The 19,265-nt window shown below is 61.7% G+C and carries 22 protein-coding genes; 8 read left to right on the plus strand and 14 right to left on the minus strand.

Annotated features, from left to right (window positions below):
- Positions 1 to 226: 226 nt before the first annotated feature.
- The 5 genes from PMI11_RS03505 to PMI11_RS03520 all read right to left on the minus strand — a co-directional run bounded on the left by PMI11_RS03505 (position 227) and on the right by PMI11_RS03520 (position 3,462).
- Positions 227 to 1,090, minus strand: a complete 864-nt coding sequence (locus PMI11_RS03505; RefSeq protein ID WP_007813365.1) for a class I SAM-dependent methyltransferase — start codon at positions 1,088 to 1,090, stop codon at positions 227 to 229.
- A gap of 27 nt (positions 1,091 to 1,117) precedes the next feature.
- Positions 1,118 to 1,918 carry an SDR family NAD(P)-dependent oxidoreductase gene (locus PMI11_RS03510; RefSeq protein WP_007813366.1) on the minus strand — a complete coding sequence of 267 codons (801 nt, stop codon included), beginning with the start codon at positions 1,916 to 1,918 and terminating at the stop codon, positions 1,118 to 1,120.
- 74 nt (positions 1,919 to 1,992) lie between these two features.
- A complete protein-coding gene (locus tag PMI11_RS37210; RefSeq protein WP_157179590.1) occupies positions 1,993 to 2,133 on the minus strand; it encodes a hypothetical protein in 141 nt (46 codons plus the stop codon).
- A 1-nt stretch (position 2,134) separates the two neighbouring features.
- Positions 2,135 to 2,512, minus strand: a complete 378-nt coding sequence (locus PMI11_RS03515) for an antibiotic biosynthesis monooxygenase family protein (RefSeq protein ID WP_007813369.1) — start codon at positions 2,510 to 2,512, stop codon at positions 2,135 to 2,137.
- 56 nt (positions 2,513 to 2,568) lie between these two features.
- Positions 2,569 to 3,462, minus strand: a complete 894-nt coding sequence (locus tag PMI11_RS03520) for an NAD(P)/FAD-dependent oxidoreductase (protein ID WP_007813371.1) — start codon at positions 3,460 to 3,462, stop codon at positions 2,569 to 2,571.
- 218 nt (positions 3,463 to 3,680) lie between these two features.
- Here PMI11_RS03520 and PMI11_RS03525 point away from each other — a divergent pair, with 218 nt between their 5' ends.
- Entirely contained in the window at positions 3,681 to 4,328 is a 648-nt protein-coding gene (locus PMI11_RS03525; protein ID WP_007813374.1) for a TetR/AcrR family transcriptional regulator, read from the plus strand.
- Positions 4,329 to 4,386: 58 nt separating this feature from the next.
- On the opposite strand, the gene PMI11_RS03530 is transcribed toward PMI11_RS03525, so the two are convergent.
- The gene (locus tag PMI11_RS03530; RefSeq protein ID WP_037070613.1) at positions 4,387 to 5,286 is read right to left on the minus strand and encodes an AraC family transcriptional regulator; all 900 of its coding nucleotides are present in this window, start codon (positions 5,284 to 5,286) and stop codon (positions 4,387 to 4,389) included.
- Between the two features lie 171 nt (positions 5,287 to 5,457).
- Between PMI11_RS03530 and PMI11_RS03535 the strand changes: the two genes are divergently transcribed.
- A complete protein-coding gene (locus PMI11_RS03535; RefSeq protein ID WP_007813378.1) occupies positions 5,458 to 6,132 on the plus strand; it encodes a glutathione S-transferase family protein in 675 nt (224 codons plus the stop codon).
- Between the two features lie 90 nt (positions 6,133 to 6,222).
- Here PMI11_RS03535 and PMI11_RS03540 read toward each other — a convergent pair whose 3' ends face one another.
- Positions 6,223 to 6,480, minus strand: a complete 258-nt coding sequence (locus tag PMI11_RS03540) for a hypothetical protein (RefSeq protein WP_157179591.1) — start codon at positions 6,478 to 6,480, stop codon at positions 6,223 to 6,225.
- Between the two features lie 309 nt (positions 6,481 to 6,789).
- On the opposite strand from PMI11_RS03540, the gene PMI11_RS03545 reads away from it, so the two are divergent.
- Together PMI11_RS03545 and PMI11_RS36270 are read left to right on the plus strand one after the other, a co-directional pair.
- Positions 6,790 to 7,542 (plus strand): SDR family oxidoreductase, encoded by a 753-nt coding sequence (locus PMI11_RS03545; RefSeq protein WP_007813381.1) that lies wholly within the window; start codon positions 6,790 to 6,792, stop codon positions 7,540 to 7,542.
- A gap of 318 nt (positions 7,543 to 7,860) precedes the next feature.
- Positions 7,861 to 8,040, plus strand: a complete 180-nt coding sequence (locus PMI11_RS36270) for an alpha/beta hydrolase fold domain-containing protein (RefSeq protein WP_244430531.1) — start codon at positions 7,861 to 7,863, stop codon at positions 8,038 to 8,040.
- Positions 8,041 to 8,043: 3 nt separating this feature from the next.
- On the opposite strand, the gene guaA is transcribed toward PMI11_RS36270, so the two are convergent.
- The 4 genes from guaA to PMI11_RS03565 all read right to left on the minus strand — a co-directional run bounded on the left by guaA (position 8,044) and on the right by PMI11_RS03565 (position 11,957).
- Complete coding sequence (guaA, locus tag PMI11_RS03550) at positions 8,044 to 9,606, minus strand: glutamine-hydrolyzing GMP synthase (protein ID WP_007813383.1); 1,563 nt, start codon at positions 9,604 to 9,606, stop codon at positions 8,044 to 8,046.
- 193 nt (positions 9,607 to 9,799) lie between these two features.
- Positions 9,800 to 10,438 carry a 5'-methylthioadenosine/S-adenosylhomocysteine nucleosidase gene (locus tag PMI11_RS03555; protein ID WP_007813385.1) on the minus strand — a complete coding sequence of 213 codons (639 nt, stop codon included), beginning with the start codon at positions 10,436 to 10,438 and terminating at the stop codon, positions 9,800 to 9,802.
- Positions 10,435 to 10,884 (minus strand): PaaI family thioesterase, encoded by a 450-nt coding sequence (locus PMI11_RS03560; protein WP_007813388.1) that lies wholly within the window; start codon positions 10,882 to 10,884, stop codon positions 10,435 to 10,437. The genes PMI11_RS03555 and PMI11_RS03560 overlap by 4 nt, the downstream gene beginning before the upstream one ends.
- 164 nt (positions 10,885 to 11,048) lie before the next feature.
- On the minus strand, positions 11,049 to 11,957 hold the full coding sequence (locus PMI11_RS03565) for a LysR substrate-binding domain-containing protein (RefSeq protein WP_007813390.1): 909 nt from the start codon (positions 11,955 to 11,957) through the stop codon (positions 11,049 to 11,051).
- A 116-nt stretch (positions 11,958 to 12,073) separates the two neighbouring features.
- Between PMI11_RS03565 and PMI11_RS03570 the strand changes: the two genes are divergently transcribed.
- From PMI11_RS03570 to PMI11_RS03585, 4 genes are all read left to right on the plus strand, one after another.
- On the plus strand, positions 12,074 to 12,874 hold the full coding sequence (locus PMI11_RS03570; RefSeq protein WP_007813392.1) for a type 1 glutamine amidotransferase domain-containing protein: 801 nt from the start codon (positions 12,074 to 12,076) through the stop codon (positions 12,872 to 12,874).
- 67 nt (positions 12,875 to 12,941) lie between these two features.
- Complete coding sequence (locus tag PMI11_RS03575; RefSeq protein WP_202803142.1) at positions 12,942 to 13,241, plus strand: putative quinol monooxygenase; 300 nt, start codon at positions 12,942 to 12,944, stop codon at positions 13,239 to 13,241.
- Positions 13,242 to 13,281: 40 nt separating this feature from the next.
- Positions 13,282 to 14,289, plus strand: coding sequence for an aldo/keto reductase (locus PMI11_RS03580; RefSeq protein ID WP_007813394.1), 1,008 nt, complete (start codon positions 13,282 to 13,284; stop codon positions 14,287 to 14,289).
- Between the two features lie 126 nt (positions 14,290 to 14,415).
- Positions 14,416 to 15,498 carry a DUF2252 family protein gene (locus PMI11_RS03585; RefSeq protein ID WP_007813396.1) on the plus strand — a complete coding sequence of 361 codons (1,083 nt, stop codon included), beginning with the start codon at positions 14,416 to 14,418 and terminating at the stop codon, positions 15,496 to 15,498.
- Here PMI11_RS03585 and PMI11_RS03590 read toward each other — a convergent pair.
- Genes PMI11_RS03590 through PMI11_RS03600 form a run of 3 tightly spaced genes read right to left on the minus strand, consistent with a single transcriptional unit; the run spans position 15,477 to position 19,223 of the window.
- Positions 15,477 to 16,577, minus strand: coding sequence for a DUF1513 domain-containing protein (locus tag PMI11_RS03590; RefSeq protein ID WP_007813404.1), 1,101 nt, complete (start codon positions 16,575 to 16,577; stop codon positions 15,477 to 15,479). The two genes, PMI11_RS03585 and PMI11_RS03590, sit on opposite strands and share 22 nt — an antisense overlap.
- Before the next feature lie 4 nt (positions 16,578 to 16,581).
- On the minus strand, positions 16,582 to 17,685 hold the full coding sequence (locus PMI11_RS03595) for an imelysin family protein (protein ID WP_007813406.1): 1,104 nt from the start codon (positions 17,683 to 17,685) through the stop codon (positions 16,582 to 16,584).
- Positions 17,685 to 19,223 (minus strand): di-heme oxidoreductase family protein, encoded by a 1,539-nt coding sequence (locus PMI11_RS03600; protein WP_007813410.1) that lies wholly within the window; start codon positions 19,221 to 19,223, stop codon positions 17,685 to 17,687. Before PMI11_RS03600 ends, PMI11_RS03595 begins: the two co-directional genes overlap by 1 nt.
- Positions 19,224 to 19,265: the final 42 nt, after the last annotated feature.

The raw sequence follows: 19,265 nt of genomic DNA on the forward strand, positions 1-19,265 counted from the left end.
AATAGCACGAAATTTTTGTGCGGTTTCGGCATCTATCGAAGTCGATCGCCTTTCCGGACCCACTTTGGGCAACTCAGGTGGTTTCACAGCGAACGAAGAAAGTACCGTCACCCCTTTGCGGAACGGCCTGTGCCTAGGCATCGTTTTGCTCGACTGCCCCTTCGAGACGGCTGACCGGCCAAAGACGCCCCATCCACCGAGCGGGCGTCTCCGCTGCTAATACATGTCAGCTTGCCGGATTGCGCGCGGTGACGATCCACGCCGCACCGTCGATCATCACCGACCGCTCGCCGGGGAGGTCCGCGAAGGCGGCACGAACCGCGGCCGAGGCGCGGGCGCGGATGTCGTCGGGCTGATCAGCGAGCGCGCGCGACAGCGGGCCGACCTCGACCGCCATCTGCACCGCGTCGTCGATCGCCGCGTCCCGCGTCGCCCCCTCGCCGAACGGGACGGAAGCATCGAAGGGCGCGATAACGATATCGGTGAAGCCGGCCGCCGTCAGGATGCGCGCCACCCGCCCCCGGTCGCTGAACGAGAACGGGCCGGGCGCTTCGGGATCGGGCGGCGCGGTCGGCGGGACGATGCCCTTGATTGCGCCCATCGGCAGGCGCATCCAATCGTTCTCGGCCACGCCGCGCCAGCAGACGAAAGCGACCCGCCCACCCGGCTGAAGCGCGCGGCGCATATGCGCGAACGCCCCTATCGGATCGTCGAAGAACATCACCCCGAAACGCGAGAACAGAATGTCGAACGCGCCCTCGGGCAGCTCGGCGCTGCTGGCGTCGGCCACTCGGAACAGGGCCGTCGTATCCAGTGGCGCAAGCGCGCGCGCCCGGCCGATCAGCGGTTCGGATATATCCACGCCCAGCACTTGGCCCCCTGGGCCGACGGGGGCGGCCAGTGCCAGACTGGACGCCCCCGCGCCGCAGCCGACGTCCAGCACGCGTTCGTCCGCGGCGGGCGCGGCGGCTTCGATTGCGGCCTGGCCGAACACCGCCATCATGGCGTCGAGCCGGGCCTGGTGGGCGACCCAGCGCTCCCCGCTTTGGTCATTCCAGTCGGCGACGTGATCGCCAGTTTGCTCTGCCATGATACATCCTTATTGTTTTGTGCCTAGCTAAGCGTCCACGACTCTTTTCATTGTGGCCCTTTGCATTGCTCGCGGCGTCAGACGATTTGAAAAAGCTATCATCTTGTTCGACAGGCCTGCGATCACCATGGCCTTTCCTTGCAACAACGCCCGAATACCGCTCGCGGCGACCGGACGAGGCTTCATGGTGAGGAGGCGCAGCAAGGCCGATGTGGTTGCGCCGGCCGCCTCATCGAAGCCCGTCGCGGTGTGCCCTGGGCAAAGAGTGGTAACAACCACACCATACGGGCGGAGTTCGTTGTGCAGGGCCTCGCCAAGGGCGAGTACATATGCCTTGGTCGCCGCATAGGCCGCGTAGCTGGGAACGGCTTGGAAGGCCATGAGGCTGGCGACGAGAAGTATATGTCCAGATCGCCGCTTGGCCATATCGTGGCCGAAGAGATAGGTCAGCTCCGTGAGCGTCGTGATGTTGAGCTGGATCATGTTCGCAGTGCGCTCGATCGGCGTGTCCAGTAAAGCGCCGTGCAAGCCGTATCCGGCGTTGTTCAGTAAGATGTCGACCGTCACCGACTTCGCATCGAGATTACTTTTCAAGCGGCCGGCCGCGCCAGGTGAGGCAAGATCGCTCACCTCGACCAGCACATCCACCCCGTATTTGCGGCGGAGATCAGAGGCAAGCCTCTCCATCGACTCCTGCCGTCGAGCCGACAACACGAGATTGACTTTCTGCGCGGCCAGTATTTCTGCAAATTCAAGGCCGAGTCCACTCGACGCCCCGGTGATCAGAGCCCATTTTCCGGCGAAGCTGTTCGTTGTTTTTTTCGACATTGTTCTCTTCCTCAACTCTTTGATCAGCGAATTGGGCTCGGCAACATTTTCAATCGGAACACCCGCCTATCCCTTCAAGCGGCGGCGACTTCGCGAACCTGTTCGGCCGCAGCATCCAGAAGGGCCTGTGCCAGGCCGACCCGCGTAGCGGGTGTAATGTCGTGAGCATCGGCGAAGAGCGTCAGCGTGTCGGCCCAAAAGTCGCCATTTCCCAAGTCAGGCCGTGCAAAAGCCGGGGACGGCGACCTTCTGGAACAGGTGCGGGGTGGCTACGACGGATGGCGGATAGGCCGAAACCTTCGCGACGAATTCGGGACGTGCAAAGGCATCGCGGAGCGTCTCAGTGGATTCCCAAACCACATAGTTCAGGAAGATCGGGCTATCGCCGATCGCTCGGTGCAGTTGGGTGGAGATGAAGCCCGGCTGCTTCTTCAGGGTTTCGCCAGCCGCCATAAAGGCGTCCAAGAAGCCCGCTTCGTCGCCGGAACCGACCGTGAATATGTTGATGAGCACGATTGGTGCGGCCGAGATGCCAAGTTGGCGCTCAAGCGGGAACTTATCGTCTAGCGGCTTGAATTTCTTTAGGACTTCCATGGTAGTACTCCCGTCTATTTTGAGATCGAAACTGGCGTAATCGATGCTGCTTGCTGTCAAGCCAGCATCGACTGTTGGGCGGATATGCCCGCAGTCGCGCCTTGCCATATTGCCGTGGTGACGGAGGGCATACCGGGATTGGCGAGGTCGCCGGCGGCGTAGATGCCGGGCATACTGGTTTCGCGGCGCTCGTCGACTTTGAGGGCGATGCCTGTTGGCGTATTAACCGTCGCGAGGCCCAATGATTCATGCAGGCTTGCGGACGGCTTGGTGCGCGGATGCGCGAACAGGATATCGACCGCAACATCGGGAGCAGCATCGAGCTTGACGGTGGCATTATGGTCGCCGTGACGAGCGATCCCGGTGATCCGGCCATCGGCGACCGGTACGTGGCGGCCCGCCAGATCAGCCCGGATATCGGGTGCAATGTCGTGACCATCGGCGAAGACCGTCAACCTGTCGGTCCAATCGTGGAACAGTCTGACCTGATTCATTGACTGCGGGCCGGACCAAACGAGGCCCCAATGCTGGCCAGCGACTTCAAAGCCATCGCAATAGGGGCAGGGCACGATGGATGTGCCCCAGCTTTCGGCAAAGCCCGGAACATCAGGCATCTGGTCGACAACGCCATAGCTCAGGATCAGGCGGCGCGCGCCAAAGGTTTCGCCATCGCCGGTGAGGACGGAGAAGTTGTCGATGGCGCCGGAGATGCTGTCGGCTCGGGCATTGATCAACCTGATCGTGGGATAACGCGCCAGTTGCTGACGGGCCTCGGTCAGGATGTCTAGCGGTGGTTTGTGATCGTGGCCGAGCACACCATGCGAGTGGCCGGCGAAGCGATTGCGCCGCAGGTCAGTATCCAGAACGGTGACCTTGCGGCGGGCACGGCCGAGCTGCAGGGCGGCGGCGAGGCCGGCAAAGCTACCGCCGACAATAATCACGTCATTCATGGTGATGGGCTCCGTGTTGCGGATAGAGGGGGTTAAGCTGGGTTGGGCCGTAGCTTGGGGGTGCGGAAGGCAATGGCGGAAAGCGCGGCCAGCTTCAGCAGCGCTCGTCGTTGCATGGCACCCCCGTTCTTTTGAATTCATTCTTTGGCTTGCATATTTCCGATACTGAATGGTATCGTAACGCAGGAATTACGATACTGTCAAGGATCACAACTGTCGTGAGCGAAACTAGCCAGACCCGACCCGGCCGGCCCGCCAACGCGGCGCTTGGCCAAACGATCATCGACGCCGCGGGCGAACTCTTTGCGGAATTAGGTTTTCAAGCGACGACATTGGACAAGGTTGCCCAGCGAGCAAAGATATCCAAGCTCAGCATCTATCGACACTTCGAGAACAAGGAGGCGCTGTTTGGCGCAGCGTTTGCGGCCCGCTGCCATCAGTTGATACCACAGGCCCTTTTTGAAGGCGTCGAGGGTTCGGCCGAAGATCAGCTCATGGCGGTGGGATCATCGCTGCTTCGCACGCTATTGCGCCCGGACGTCCGCAATGTCGAAGCCATGGTCATGGCCGACAAGACGGATCAAAAGTCGTTGAGCAAGCTCCATTACGAAGCCGGCTCCGCCCACATCATCGCCCAAATCGAGGCCCTGTTGCGTCGTTTGCACGCGAAGGCGGTTCTGAACGTGCCCGATCCTCTCCGGTCCGCCCGCTTGTTTGCCGCGCTTTTCAAAGGATCCGATCTCCTGATTATCGCACGCTTCGATGAGGCGAGAGCAGCGGACGACAATGAAATCGAATCCTATTGCCGGTCGGCCGTCGCCATGTTCACCGCCGCGCACGGCGGCAACGACCATGCGGGCGGATAATGTCGCACTGTGGCCTCGCAGCTCGCAGAGGGTAAAAGGTCCGCTTGCGACGTGACAATCAGTGGACTGCCGGACTCTCGATCGCCTGCCTGAGCTGGCGTACGTCGCGCACCGGTGGTGCGCCAAACTGCCGAAGATATTCTCGACTGAATTGCGAGGCGCTTTCATAACCTACTGCGAAGGCTACATCTGAAGCGGTTCGCTCACCGGAGAGCATCAGTTGTCGCGCCTCCTGCAAGCGGATTTGCTTCTGATACTGGATCGGGCTGAGCCCGGTCAGCGCCACGAAGTGGCGATGCAGGCTGGCGCGGCTCATGCCGCTTGCTTCGCACAAAGCCTCGATCCGCAACCGGCTGTTGTGGTTGTCGCGGATCCATTCGACCGCACGCCGGATCCGGCCAAGCGCTCCCTCGGGCCGGGCGATATGGCGCAATAGGCGCCCCTGCGGTCCCTGCAAGAGACGATAGAGCAACTCGCGTTCAGCCATTGGGGCCAGGACTGGCATGTCGCTCGGCGTGTCGAGCAGCGCAAGAAGGCGCAGCAACGTGTCGCGAAGCGGGGGCGTCATTGGGTTGATCGCGATACCGCTGCCCGGCGCATCGGCGTCGCGTATCGGCGGCATGGTGGACGCAATCTGCGCAAGCAGTGCCGGATCGAGGACAAGTGAGACTGCGACATACGGCCGGCCGTGACCTGCATCATGGATTTGGCCGCTCAGCGGCAAGTCCAGAGCGCTGACGAGATATTGCTCAGCATCGTAGCGGATCAGATTGTCGTGAATCGCCACGTCCTTCGAGCCTTGCAGGATGAAGCAGATCATCGAGCGGTAGAGGCAGGGCGACGTGCCGGAGGTCGTTTGACCGACGCCGATCTCGAGGCGGGGGATCGGCGTCACGGTCATCCCAGATCGCGCATGACGCAGGGCGAGGTCGAGATGTGGCTGAAGATGGTCGGTCATGTCCCCTATATTGCATCGTTTGTCCTCCAAGGCAAAGCTCCTGAGACAATTAGGCAATAAGTTGAGAGTATCGGGCGAGCGTACGACGCATGCGGGAACTATCTGGCTGGTATCGGACCGGCACCGCAGCGGCGGCGCCTCCGGCTGGATCATCTCGACGAAGGGCCGCCCATGACCGACACTAGCCTCACCCTCATCAGCCACCAGCTCTGCCCGTTCGTCCAGCGCGCCGCGATCACCCTTCTGGAAAAAGGGGTCCCGTTCGAACGGATCAACGTCGATCTGTCTGACAGGCCTGACTGGTTCCTGGCGCTGTCGCCGACCGGCAAGGTGCCGGTGCTCAATGTGCGCCAGCCCGACGGAGAGGATGCGGTCCTCTTCGAGAGCATGGTGATCTGCGAATATCTGAACGAAACGCAGGACGGTGCCTCGATGTACCCGCAGGATCCGCTCGCCCGCGCCCGGCACCGCGCATGGATCGAGTTCGCGACCCAGACCCTGACCGACGGCTGGCAGTTCCTCCACGCCGTCGACGCTCCGACCGCCGACGCCCGGCGCACCGCGTTCCGCGACAAGCTGCACAAGCTGGAGGCGGAGCTGGGCGCAGGGCCGTATTTCGCCGGTACCGATTTCGGCATGGTCGACGCGGTCTATGCCCCGCTCTTCCGCTATTTCGGGATCATCAATCCGGCGGTGTCGCAGGCGGTCTTCGAGGGCCTGCCACGCGTCTCAGCGTGGCGCGCAGCGCTGGCGGCGCGGCCGAGCGTCCAGAACGCCGTGGTGCCCGATTATGCCGACCGCTTCCGCAACCACCTGCGCCAGAACGGGGCACTTGCCGCTGCCTGACGCCAAGCGCGGGACCGTGCCCGGTAATTATTCTCCAACACAGGACAAAACGCACTGTGCGAGCAGCCACGGCTGGAACGGCGGGAGCATTCAGACCGCCCATGCGTCCCTCCGGAGCGCGCGGCCGGTCAACTGCCCGGAGGCCACCGACTTCATCGAGGTGACCCTGCGCGGCTCGATGATCCAGGCGTCCGAAGGGTCGCTGGCGATGCCGGCATTCGGCGCGTCCCTAACCGATACCGAGGTGGCGCGATCACCAACTACGTGCTCGTGCACATCGGCAACAAGCGGCCCGAGCGTCACGCCGGCCAAGATCGCGAAAGCGCACACGCCAGTCAGTGACATCACCGTCCGTGTCGCTGTCACTTCTCTGAAGCTGCATTGATGGCCTCACTTTGGCGCCCGCCGTTGACCCCGACATCAATAAACAAATCGACATGACGTAGCGTGGACCAACGCGCGTCTTGGCCATTCACGAACAGCGCCTGCGCCGGTGTTGATCGGAAAATTGTTGAGATAATCGGGTAAGAAGTTGAGCGTATCCGGCGTGCTCGCAGACTGAAGGGTGCCTATTTGCCAGATACCCGACGGGACTTGGCCGCGACCATGGCCGGCCCTGTGGGTCGTAGCAAGAACTTCAAGCACAAGGACACACACATGACGCGACTCAGTGGAAAGCGCACCCTCATCACCGGCGGTACTACGGGGATCGGCCTCGGAGCCGCCAAACAGTTCCTGAACGAGGGTGCGCGCGTCGTCGTAACGGGCAACAATCCTGATACAATCGCGCAGGCCAAGTCGGTCCTCGGCTCCGAGGTTGCCGTCATCAAGGCCGACAGCGCGAGCGTCGAAGAGCAGCGGGCACTCGCCGCCGCAGTGAAAGAGCATTACGGCCAGCTGGACGTCGCCTTCCTCAACGCCGGCATCTCGATCTGGCAACCAATCGAATCGTGGACCACGGAGGTGTTCGACCGCATCTTCGCGATCAATGTGAAGGGGCCGTACTTCCTGATTCAGGCGCTGTTGCCCGTCTTCGCCAATCCGGCGTCGGTCGTACTCAACACCTCGATCAACGCGCATGTCGGCGCCGCCACCTCGTCGGTCTATGGGGCGACCAAGGCGGCCTTCCTCAACCTGTCGAAGACGCTGTCCGCCGAACTCCTACAGCGCGGCATCCGGTTCAACGCGGTCAGCCCCGGCCCGATCGACACGCCGCTCTACGACAAGCTCGGCGTTCCCGATGCTTATCGCGAGCAGATCAACAAGGACATCATCGCAGGGATCCCGGCCGGCCGCTTCGGCAACGCTGCGGAAGTCGCCAAGGCGGTTGTTTATCTCGCATCCGACGAATCGGCGTGGACTGTCGGTAGCGAGATCGTGGTCGACGGCGGCCGCATGCTGAACATGTGAACGAGCCGGTTGCAACTGCAACCGCCAAGGCCGGCACCGGCGGAAAGCAGCGATCCTGCCAACCGCGGTGCCGGTGCTTTCCCAACGTCCGATCCCAGGTTTTTGAACATACGGAGTGGCCGTCATGGCGACGATGGTCGCGACGCGAGAGTATATTGCAACCCTGCCGAGACTCACCGTCGTACCGGAATGCCGGGGCTGATATGACGATTTCATGACTTTGACTCCGGCGGCGGACGGCGTCCGGTTCGAACCGGGCACGATCGCCGGGGCGGCGGGAGGTGGTACATTCCTGCCGACGCCCCCGCCAACGCGGCGCTGCTCCACCTCTATGGCGGCCGCTACGTCCTTGGCTCGGCGTCGGCACATCGCAACTTCGTCAGCCATCTGGCGCACCAAACGCGCGTGTCGGCCTTCATCCCCGACTATGCGCTTGCGCCCGAGGCGCCGTTTCCCGCCGGCTTCGATCAGGCCGTCGCCATCATCGAGGCACTTTAAAAATCACTCCCACTCGATCGTGCCGGGCGGCTTGCTCGTCACATCATAAACGACACGGTTGATGCCGCGCACTTCATTGATGATGCGGGTCGCGGCGCGGCCGAGGAATTCCATGTCGTAATGGTAGAAATCCGCGGTCATGCCGTCGACCGAGGTGACGGCGCGCAGCGCACAGACGAATTCATAGGTGCGGCCGTCGCCCATGACGCCGACGGTCTGGACGGGCAGCAGCACGGCAAAAGCCTGCCAGATCGCATCATAGAGGCCAGCCTTGCGGATCTCGTCGAGATAGATCGCATCGGCTTCGCGCAAAATCTCGAGCTTCTCACGCGTGATGCCGCCGGGGCAGCGGATGGCAAGGCCCGGACCCGGGAACGGGTGGCGGCCGATGAAGCTGTCGGGCAGGCCGAGTTCCTTGCCGAGCGCGCGGACTTCATCCTTGAAGAGTTCGCGCAGCGGCTCGACGAGCTGCATCTTCATGCGCTCCGGCAGGCCGCCGACATTGTGGTGCGACTTGATGGTGACCGAGGGGCCGCCGGTGAAGGAAACGGACTCGATGACGTCAGGATAGAGTGTGCCCTGGCCTAGGAAATCGGCGCCGCCGAGCTTCTTCGCCTCGTCCTCGAATGTCTCGATGAACAGGCGTCCGATGATTTTGCGCTTGGTTTCCGGGTCGGAAACGCCTTCGAGCTCGCCGATGAAGTGGTCGGAGGCATCGACGTGGATCAGGTGCAGGTTGTAATGCTCGCGGAACATGGCGACGACGCCTGCTGCCTCGTCCTTGCGCATCAGGCCATGGTCGACGAGGATACAGGTCAGCTGGTCACCAACAGCCTCGTGAATGAGCAGAGCCGCAACTGAGGAGTCGACACCGCCCGAAAGGGCGCAGATGACGCGCTTGTCGCCAACCTGCTTGCGAATGTCCTCGACCGCCTTCTGACGGTACGCCGACATGGTCCAGTCGCCCTGGATGCCGGCGATGTTGTGGATGAAGTTCGCGATCAGCTTGGCGCCATCGGGCGTATGCACGACCTCAGGATGGAACTGCACGCCGTAATACTTGCGCTTCTCGTCGGCGATGAAGGCGTAAGGAGCGTTGGACGATGTCGCCACGACTTTGAAACCGTCGGGCAGCTTCGTCACGCGGTCGCCATGGCTCATCCAGACCTGATGGCGCGAGCCCTTGGACCAGAGGTCTTCGAAGAGGACGCAGTCCTCGTCGACCTCCAGGAAGGCGCGGCCGAATTCGCGGTGATGGCCGCTTTCCACCAAGCCGCCGAGCTGCATGCACATCGTCTGCTGGCCGTAGCAGATGCCGAACACCGGAAGGCCGCTGTCGAAGATGATCTGCGGTGCCCTCGGCGATCCTTCATCGACCGTCGAAGCCGGGCTGCCGGACAGGATCACGGCTTTCGGCTGGAGGCGCTTGAAGCCTTCTTCGGCGGACTGGAAGGGAACGATCTCGCAATAGACGCCGGCTTCACGCACGCGTCGTGCGATGAGCTGGGTCACCTGGCTGCCGAAATCGACGATGAGAACGCTGTCGGGATGTGCTGTCTGGGTCATGGCGAGCCTTTAATGAAAAGCGCCTCTTCTTGCAATGCGGGAATTCGGCCGCAGCCGGGTTTTATTGTCCCGATTGTCCCTGTTTTCAGCTCCTGAAGCGTGTCGCGATCTTTCAGATTCGCTGTCATGCTTCAGGCTTTTGTTTTCGCATGTCGTTGTCGCAAAACCGTTACACACTTTTGCGCGACATGCTTTAGAACCAGAAAACGCCGTCCTCCAGGGCGGTGAAAAGGCTGTCCACGGCATAGGAAAGCTTGCGGTCGACGATATGCAGATATTCGGTCCAGCCGGAAATATGCTGCAGCTCGACGGCACCGTCGGAAATGCCGCGAAGGCCGATCAGCGGCAGTTTGTAGCCCTGGCAGGCGCGCAGCACCGCATAGGTTTCCATGTCGACCATGTCGGCTGCGATATTGGCATAGGCGGCACCGGAAACGACATTGCCGCCGGTCGAAAGGGTGGCTTCGGGGATGCCGGGAATGCGCAGCGGCAGGTCGAGGTCCGCCGGCAGGTCGAGGAAGGGAGTCTTGCCCTTTTCGAAGCCGAGCGGCGAGGCATCCATGTCACGGTAGGAAACGGAGGTGACCTGATAGACTTCGGTCTGCTGCAGGCGTGCCGAACCGGCCGAGCCGAGCGAAACCACGAGATCGGGCAGGTCGTCGGATGCGTCGAGACGGGAGAGCGACTTGGTGATCGCGATTGCTGCCTCGACCGGGCCGACGCCGGTCATCAGCGGTTCGATGCGCGAGCGCAGGAACGGGCCGTATTCGGCCTCCGCGGCCATGACGAACAGGATGGACTTGCCTGCGACCGACTTCAGTTCGAATTTCATCCCGTAATTCCCTCTCTTCCGCGAATGACCATCATCGTACCGGTCATGGACGCGATGAGCTTGGCAGGCCCGTCGCTGATCGCATAACCTCGCCCATCGGCGACGATGATGTTGGAGCCGGGCTTGGTGATCTCGCCCCTGAAGAGGAAGCGTTCGCCACGCCCCGGCGACATGAGGTTGACCTTGAACTCGATTGTGAGGATCGAGGCTTCGGCATCGATAACACTGTAGGCCGCAAAACCGCAGGCCGAATCGAGAGCTGCGGAAATGATGCCCGCGTGCAAAATGCCGTGCTGCTGTGTCAGTTTGACGTCGAAGGGAAGCTCGATCTCCACCATGCCGTGCTCGACACGCGTCAACTCCGCGCCAATGGTGTTCATGGCCGCCTGGCGGGAAAAACTCTGGCGGATCCGCTCGCGGAAATCGCCCCTGTCGGTGTCGTTCATCATGGTTCCTCTTGCGATCGCGAAAGTGGCATGGCCGGCCGGATTCGACAAGGTTTCAATCCGGCTCACGACGGTTTTGTCTTTCGATACAAGTTTTCGATCACCCGGCGCCGAGCCGTGTTGCTTGCGGGAACGAGGAATTATTCGCCTCGCAAAGCAACCAGCTACTTCGCGTCCGGGGCTTCTTTGACGATGTCGCTGATCAATGTCCGTAACCAGCGATGTGCGGGATCGTTGCGGTAGCGGACATGCCAGGCCATCTCGACCGGGAATGTGCCGAGATCGACAGGCGTCGGCAGGACTTTCAGACGAGGGTCTGCGGCGAGGCGCTGGCAGATCCTGTTCGGCAGCGTCGCGCAATAGTCCGTCACTGCAATCATTTCCGGCACCGCCAGAAAATGGGTAACGGAGACTGCAACCTCGCGCTTGATCCCTTGTTGTTCCAGTGCTGTAAACAGGCCGAGGCGCAGCCGTCCGGGCGGAAGTACGTTGACGTGCCGCATATGCTCATACTGCTCGCGGGAAATGCTGTCTCCGATCTCAGGGTGATCGGCGCGTACCACGCAGGCAAGGCCTTCGTCCATCAGATGCTGCACGACCAGATTGTCAGGCGGATCGATGATGCGGCCGAACACCATTGCCGTGGTGCCGGACATCACACCTGTCTCGCCGAGATCGGTGCCGAAGGGCGTGAGGCGAAGCCGGATGCCCGGCGCCACCTCGCGAAGCCGCGCGACGATCGCCGGCACCAGCACGAACTCCACATAGCTGTTCGGCGCAATCGTCATCAGCCGCTCGGCCTGCGTCGGATCGAAATCCTGCTGGCCGAGGATGGCCTGATCGATCTTTGCCAATGCCGCAGCAATGACCGGCGCCAGCTCTAGCGCCATCGGCGTCGGCTGGATGCCGTAGCGCTCACGGATGAAGAGCTGGTCCTGCATCATCTCGCGCAGACGGGCCAATGTATTGGAGAGCGCCGGCTGCGTAATGCCCAGCCGATCGGCGGCGCGGGTGACGCTGCGCTCCTCCATTAGCGTGATGAAGACCGGTAGCAGATTGAGGTCATATCGCATGGCTTATAATGTCACATGAATATCTGAAATCATAGAAATAAACTTCTGGAATATATCGCCCCGGAGCATGATTAGGCCATCCAAAAGGACGCCAACCACGGCAAACGGAGATGACAATGAGCAAGGCAAAAGTACTTCTGATCGGCTCCAACGCTACCCGCATCGAAATCCAGGGCGGCCGCACGGGAGCCACCGGCCAGTATCTCAACGAGACTGTCGTGCCGGCACTGGCAATCGTCGAGGCTGGCTACGAAATCGTTCTGGCAACGCCTGACGGCACCAAGCCCCATATCGACGAGGCCTCGGACACGCCGGATCATTTTGGCGGCGACAAGGCTGCCTACGAACGCGCCAAGACCTTCTATGCAAATGACCCTGCAATGAATGAGGTTCGCACCCTGCGTTCCATCGTTGAGGAGGGTCTCGACAATTACGCCGGTGTCTTCGTGCCGGGCGGTCAGGCGCCGGTAGTCGATCTGATGCAGGATCCGGATATGGGTGAAATCCTGCGTCATTTCCACGAGCGCTCCAAGCCGACCGCACTTCTCTGCCACGGCCCGATAGCTGTCGCAGCCGCTATGCCGCATGCCCGCGAGTTCCGTGCCGCCCTGATTGCCGGAGTGCCTGCCAAGGCCGCGGAATGGGCCAAAGACTGGCAGTACGCCGGATACAAGATGACTGTCTTTTCCAACAGCGAAGAAAAGGTCGTCGAGGACTACATCCTGCACGCCAAGCTCTATTTCAACGTGGTCGACGCGCTGCAGACCGCCGGCGGCCAGGTCATCACGACAGCGACCGACTTCGAGCCGCATGTGGTTGAAGACCGTGAACTCATAACCGGCCAGAATCCGCGCTCGGACCGTGCGCTCGCAGGAAAATTCGTGGCAGCGCTCGATCGTTCGCTGGCCATGGCATGATTTGAAGAGATCCGTGGGGTGCGACCATTCCGTATCCCGCGGGAACCCAATCTGAAGAAGGAAAGCAATCATGTCCAATCCCGTAAAGATCATGGCGATCCTGACCGCCCGACCGGGCAAGGCCGATGAGTTGAAGGCGCTTCTCGCCGGCATGATCGGCCCCAGCAGGGCAGAACCCGGTAATATGCGCTGGGATATCTGGCAGGATCAGGCCAATGCTGACATCTTCATCTTGGATGAGCTCTACGCGGACAACGCCGCCGTGGCCGCCCATCGCGAGACGCCGCATTTCCGGGATTATTTCGCTGTCATCAACGACCTCGCCGAACGCCGGGCCTTGGTGCTCGATCCCGTACAGATTGCCTGACAGGTCGATGAACGTTCACAACTATCTCGAGGACTAAACAATGGCACTCAAAGACATTCTCCCGGGCAAGCTCGGCTTCGGCGCCGCTCCGCTCGGCAACATGTTCCGTGATATTCCGGAGCACGAAGCATTGGCAACCGTGGAAGCCGCCTGGAACGATGGTATCCGCTATTTCGACAACGCGCCCTTCTATGGCGCAGGACTTGCCGAGCTCCGCATGGGCGAGGCGCTCGTCGGTAAACCCAGAGATCAATATGCGATCAGCACCAAGGTTGGGCGTGTGATCCTCGATGAGATCGAAGACGTCAGCACCCGCGATCTCGGCGAGAAGGGCGAAGTCTTCAAATACGGCCGCCCCAACAAGATCGTCAACGACTACTCGGAAGATGCGACCCTGCGCTCGATCGAGGACAGCCTGAAACGCTTGAAGACCGACCGTATCGAAATCGCCTGGGTCCACGATGTGGCGCAGGATTTTTACGGTGACGAATGGCTGGCTATCTTCGAAAGCGCGCGCAAGGGGGCCTTCAAGGCCCTGGATCGACTGCGCGACGAAGAGGTCATCAAGGCCTGGGGTCTTGGCGTCAATCGCGTGGAACCGATCGAACTGCTGCTGGCTCTGCAAGAGCCGCGGCCGGATGGTTTTCTGCTGGCCGGCCGCTACACGCTGCTCGATCATGATCGGGCGCTGCAGCGCGTGATGCCGATGGTTGCCGAACGTGGTCTCGGCATCGTCGTCGGCGGCCCATACAGTTCGGGCGCTTTGGTCGGCGGTCCGAACTTCGAATATGCGCCCGCCACGCCCGCGATCCTCGATAAGGTCGCGCGTATCAAGTCAATCGCCGATCGTTATGGCATCAGCATGAAGGCGGCGGGGCTGCAATTCTCGCTCGCTAATCCCGCAGTCGCCGCCGTCATCCCCGGCGCAAGCAGGCCGGACCGCATAGCCGAAGATCGGGCCGCACTCGACGAGGTGGTTCCAGGTGATTTCTGGCGGGAACTGCGCAAGGCGGATCTCGTAAACGCCGAAGCTCCGCTTCCCGTATGATCACATTGGTCGGCGCGGCTCATCTCAGCATGGTGAGCCGCGTCGCGTCCGTCTTGGGATCATCCTAAAACCTCTTCTGAATAAGGCTCCGCAGGATTATGATCAATCAAACCTGAGGGCGAGCCGATGAAGAGATTTTCTCAATCTATGAGTGATTACGAGGCGTGGCTGGCGCACGAGCTGCAGGACGAGCTCGTACAGGAGGGTATCGACGAGAAACATCGTAAGATGGGCGAGGAAGCATTCTCCTTCTTGCGCGCTACCTACTGGCGCTGGGCGGAGATCATCTACGCCGTCAGGCCGGAGCTTGCCGACATGCCGCAAGTTCTGTCGATCGGCGATACGCATCTGGAGAATTTCGGGACCTGGCGGGATATGGAGGGGCGGCTCGTCTGGGGCGCCAATGATTTCGACGACGCGGCGATCATGCCCTACGCGCTGGATCTCGTGCGGCTGGTGGCAAGCGCCATTCTGGCTCAGCCGGACGCCGGGATTTCCGGCAAGGCGATCGCCGAGCTCATTCTCGCCGGATATGTGCGCGGCCTTGAGCATGCGAACCCCATCGTGCTGGAGCGCGATCATCCATGGCTGCGCGACAAGCTGCTGCTCTCGGAGGATGAGCGAAAGGATTTCTGGAAGAAATGGGACAAGCATAAACCCGGCGAAAAGACGGCTCCCGGCCGTTTTGTTGATGCGCTGCGGAATGCCCTGCCGAGGGGCGCAGGAAGCTTTACGCCCTTACCCGTGAAGAAGAAAGGAACGGGCAGCCTCGGGCGGCCACGTTTCGTCGCCTATGTTGGGGAATGGCACGGTGGCCCTGTCTTGCGTGAAGCCAAGGCGCTTGTGCCTTCTGCATGGTCGCTGGCAAGATCGGGAGATCACGTCATCAGAACCGGTGTCATCGCCGCCGGGCGGATGCGCAGCCCAGATCCTCATTTCGCAGTGTCGGGCCGCATTCTTGTTCGCCGGCTTTCTCCGAACAGCCGCAAGATCGAGATCGAGACCGATGCGAAGACGCTCCTGGACGGCGCCATGCTGGAACTGATGGGATTCGAGATCGCCAACTGCCATTCAGATGACGCGGCAAGTGCTGCGGCAATTCGCAATGACCTGCACTCCCGCGGCGAGGACTGGCTCTATGAGGCGGCGCGGGCAGCCGCCGAAGTCACTGAAAAGGAATGGAAAGACTACCGCACGAGCGCCGGCTGAGCGATCCGCACGATATGCTGGTCCCAGGCGACATCGCTGTGAGCGGACAGGAAATCGCCGTCATAGGAGGAAACGGCAAAGCCGCCGGGAGCAGGCGCAATGCCTGCGGCATCGCGAACGCTGTCCTCACGCAGCACCTTGCCCGTTTTCGCATCGATGGTGACGGACGCGCCGCCGATCGGTGAGGTGACACCGACCAGACCTTCCTTTTGGTTGACTGCGATCGCCCCGACATAATTGGCAAGTCGTCGGGTCGTCTCCTCGGGCAAATCGATGAAAACAAGATCCTCGCCCTTGGCGAAATGGCCGACGAGCGGCGGCAGGTCCTTCCGATGGCCTTCATATTGGCAGGCGAACCAGATGCGGCCGCTGGCATCGACATCGACATGGCGCGTGGAGACCGATGACCATTGCGGCGGCAGGGTATGTTTTTCGATCAGCGCGCCGCTTGCCGCATCGATGAGCGCCAGCGACGGCTGCATATTGCCGAGATTGAGCTTGGTGCGGCCGAAATCCGGATGTGTCTCGATGCCGCCATTGGCAACAACAAGCATGCGGCCGTCATCGGAAACCGTCATGTCATGCGGGCCGACGCCATAGGTCTCATATTCGCCGATACGGACAAAGCGGTTCGTCGCATCATAGAGGCCGATCATGCCCCTACCATTGTCGAAGTCGTTCTCGCTGGCATAGAGCAGCCGGCCGTCCGGGGAAAAAGCGCCGTGGCCGTAGAAATGCCGGCCCTCCGGCGAGGTGATGACGACGGGTTCGCCCTTGTTCCAGGGGTCGAAGATCATGGCGAAGGTGCCAGGCCGGCGGGCGAAGGCGACGGTGCGCCCGGTTGCGCCGCTATGGGCCATGCCATGGGCGCGGGCGGGCAGCGCCACCTGATCGACGATCTCCCCGCGCTCGGTGACCGTCGCCACGGCAAAGGAGCCGTTGGCGGCGCGGATACCGGAGGCGTACACAGCATCGGCGCGGGTGAGCGCCAGCAGCGCTTCAGGTTTCAGCGCGGCCAGAAAGCCGATACCGGCGGCCTTGATGAAGCCGCGTCGGTCGATGGCGGCGCTGCGCCACATCGGCTCAGTCTCCGTCCGAGAAGGAGAAGCCGGCCGAAAGGCCGATTGCCGCTCCATACTGATCGCTGATCGTGGTGATGAGGTCGCGGCTTTCGGTCAGCAGCGTATCGAGCTTGGCCTTCTCCGCATCGCTGACCGCGACTTCGATATCAGGGCTCAGCTTCGAGACGCCGTCGATGATCGTCTTCAGCTTGGTGTCGATTGAATCGGCAACCGCCTTCTTCTCCGGCGGCAGCAGTTCGGCCATGCCGGCCTTCTGCCAGAGCGTACGGATACCCTCGAGATTGGCGGCCATCGATTTCCAGGTGTTCTTCGAACGCCAGTAGATCGCCATGCGCGGGCGGGCGGGCGTATCCTTGCCCTTGTAGAACTGCTCCAGCCGCTGGTCGCGGACACTCTCAGCGCCGTGGACGAGAATGCCGAGAAGGGCAGTGACGGCTTCCTTGTTGTCCATGAAATCGTCGCTCTGCGGGCCGGGATGTTTCCAGCTCGCCTGCACACCGTCAGGCTTCTCCCAGGCGGCGACCACCTCACCGGCTTCACGCTGGATATTGCCGGCGACCGCCTGACCGTAGAGGCAGCGGAAGCCGCCCTTCTGATTGATCAGGTCGTCGGAGCCGGTGCCGTAGAGTACGTATTCGAGTGCTGTCAGGCCCTGGAGCGCGACACTCTTGCCGGCAATGGCATCGACAGTCGCGTCCTTCGGATCGGCCTTGGCGATCAGCGCCTGCACCTGCTTGAGGCCGACACCCTTTCGGTCCGGGTAGAAGAGGATGTGTTCGAAGAGATTGTCCTGGATGACCGGGCCGGTCTGCACGATTTCGATCGTCGACCAGTAGCGGATCACATCGTCGAATGCTGACTTGGCGCGATCGAGCGTCTGCTGCGTACCGGAGGCACAGAGATCGTTCATGGCTGTCGTCAGGCGCGCGGATGATTGCTGCATATTGCGATAGCCGGGGCGGATGACCTCGTCGACAGCGCGCTGCATGACGGAAGGCACTACATCCTCGTTGAGGCCCGAAGCGGGCGGTGCGGCGCTCTGGGCGGCAGCCGATGTGGCAAGGCCGGTCAAAGCGAGGCAAAGCAGGGTGTGCCAGGGGCGCATTAGAGTGACTCCAGGAATGTAATCAGGGCCTCTCTATCGTCTTTTGACAGCGAGGAGAATGCGTTACGGGCTTTTTCAGCTTCGCCGCCATGCCAGAGAATTGCCTCGGTGAGATTTCTGGCGCGGCCGTCATGCAGGAAGAAGCTGTGTCCGCTCACAGTCCGGGTCAGTCCTATACCCCATAGCGGCGGCGTACGCCATTCACGTCCGCTGGCCAGTCCTACTTGCTGTCCGTCGGCAAGGCCGTCGCCCATATCGTGCAGCAGGAAATCGGAATAGGGCCAGATAAGCTGGAAGGATTGGGCCGTCTCAGTGCTATCCCGACGCGTGACGAACTTCGGGATATGGCAGGAAATGCAGCCCGATTCGTAGAAAAGCTGCTTTCCGCGCAGCGTCTCAGTAAAACTCGCCTTGCGGCGCGCCGGCGCTGCGAGATTTTCCGAATAGAAGGTGACGAGGTCGAGTACCGGGCCAGGCGCCTCCTCATTCCCGAGCCGCTTCTGTACCCCGGTTGGCATGGCGAGGCACTTTGTCTCAGCCTTGGTGCAGTCGCCATGGGCATCAGGCGCATCCGGCGTCGAGATGCCGATATCGGTGGAGAAGGCATCCGCACTCTGGTCGCGCACTGTGGCATTTTGCGCTTTCCAGCCGAAACGGCCGAGTGCGATCTGGCCGGTGCGATGATCGCGCGCGATCGCCGCCTTGCCGGAGATGCCGTCATGGTCGAGATCATCAGGATCGGCATGAGCCAGAATATCGGCCTCGGGAATCGCCTGGATCAGCCCAAGCCCGATCATTGCAGGTGCAACGCGCGCCGAGATGGTCGTGCGCGGATCGAGCGGGCCGTAGGCGAGGTCTTTGACGGAATAGCTGGGCCTGCGCAGGCTCACCGTTTCACCGCCGGCAAGCGTGATCGTCTCTTCGGTGTAGGTGACCGCGACCTTGCCCTCGGCGGCAAGTCCGGGCACTGCGAGATCCTGAAGCTGGTGGCCGTAAACCGGATCGGGGAAATTGACGACATCGGCGGCGGCGATCGCCTTTTCCTCCTCCGGCGTCTTCGCCGCGCGCGAGACCCGCAGGACCATCGAAGTCGCACTCGGGCCGCCCTCCGGCGGCTTGCCGCGCCCGTCATTGGCGTGGCAGCTCATGCAGGAGCGGGCGTTGAAGAGAGGGCCAAGGCCATCGGAGGCCTGCGTCGAGGATGGCGCGGAAACCCAGAGCTTGCGGAAGAGCGCGTTTCCGAGCCGGAAATTCTGCTCGTCCTCGAAGGGGATATTGGCCGAGATATGCGAGAAACTGTCTTCGGTAACCGGATCGATGGAGGTCGCTGCACCGGCCTGCATGGCCTCGTAAGCCTCGGCCTTGCTGAAGTCGCTGGTCGGCCTGGTAATATCGGCGACGCGCTTCAGGTCCGCATCGGAAAGATCGGATCGTCTGGTCGGAAGATCGAAAGCGCCGGCCATGGCGACGGGAAGCCCGGCAAGCAAAGCGCAGAAAGCTGCGCTGACAAGAAGACGGCGGGCCTGACTATGCGACATTTCAAGGGTTCGGGCCGCTCCGCTATCCGAGCGGCCCGCCTT

Source organism: Rhizobium sp. CF142, from assembly GCF_000281145.1.
Taxonomy (GTDB): domain Bacteria; phylum Pseudomonadota; class Alphaproteobacteria; order Rhizobiales; family Rhizobiaceae; genus Rhizobium.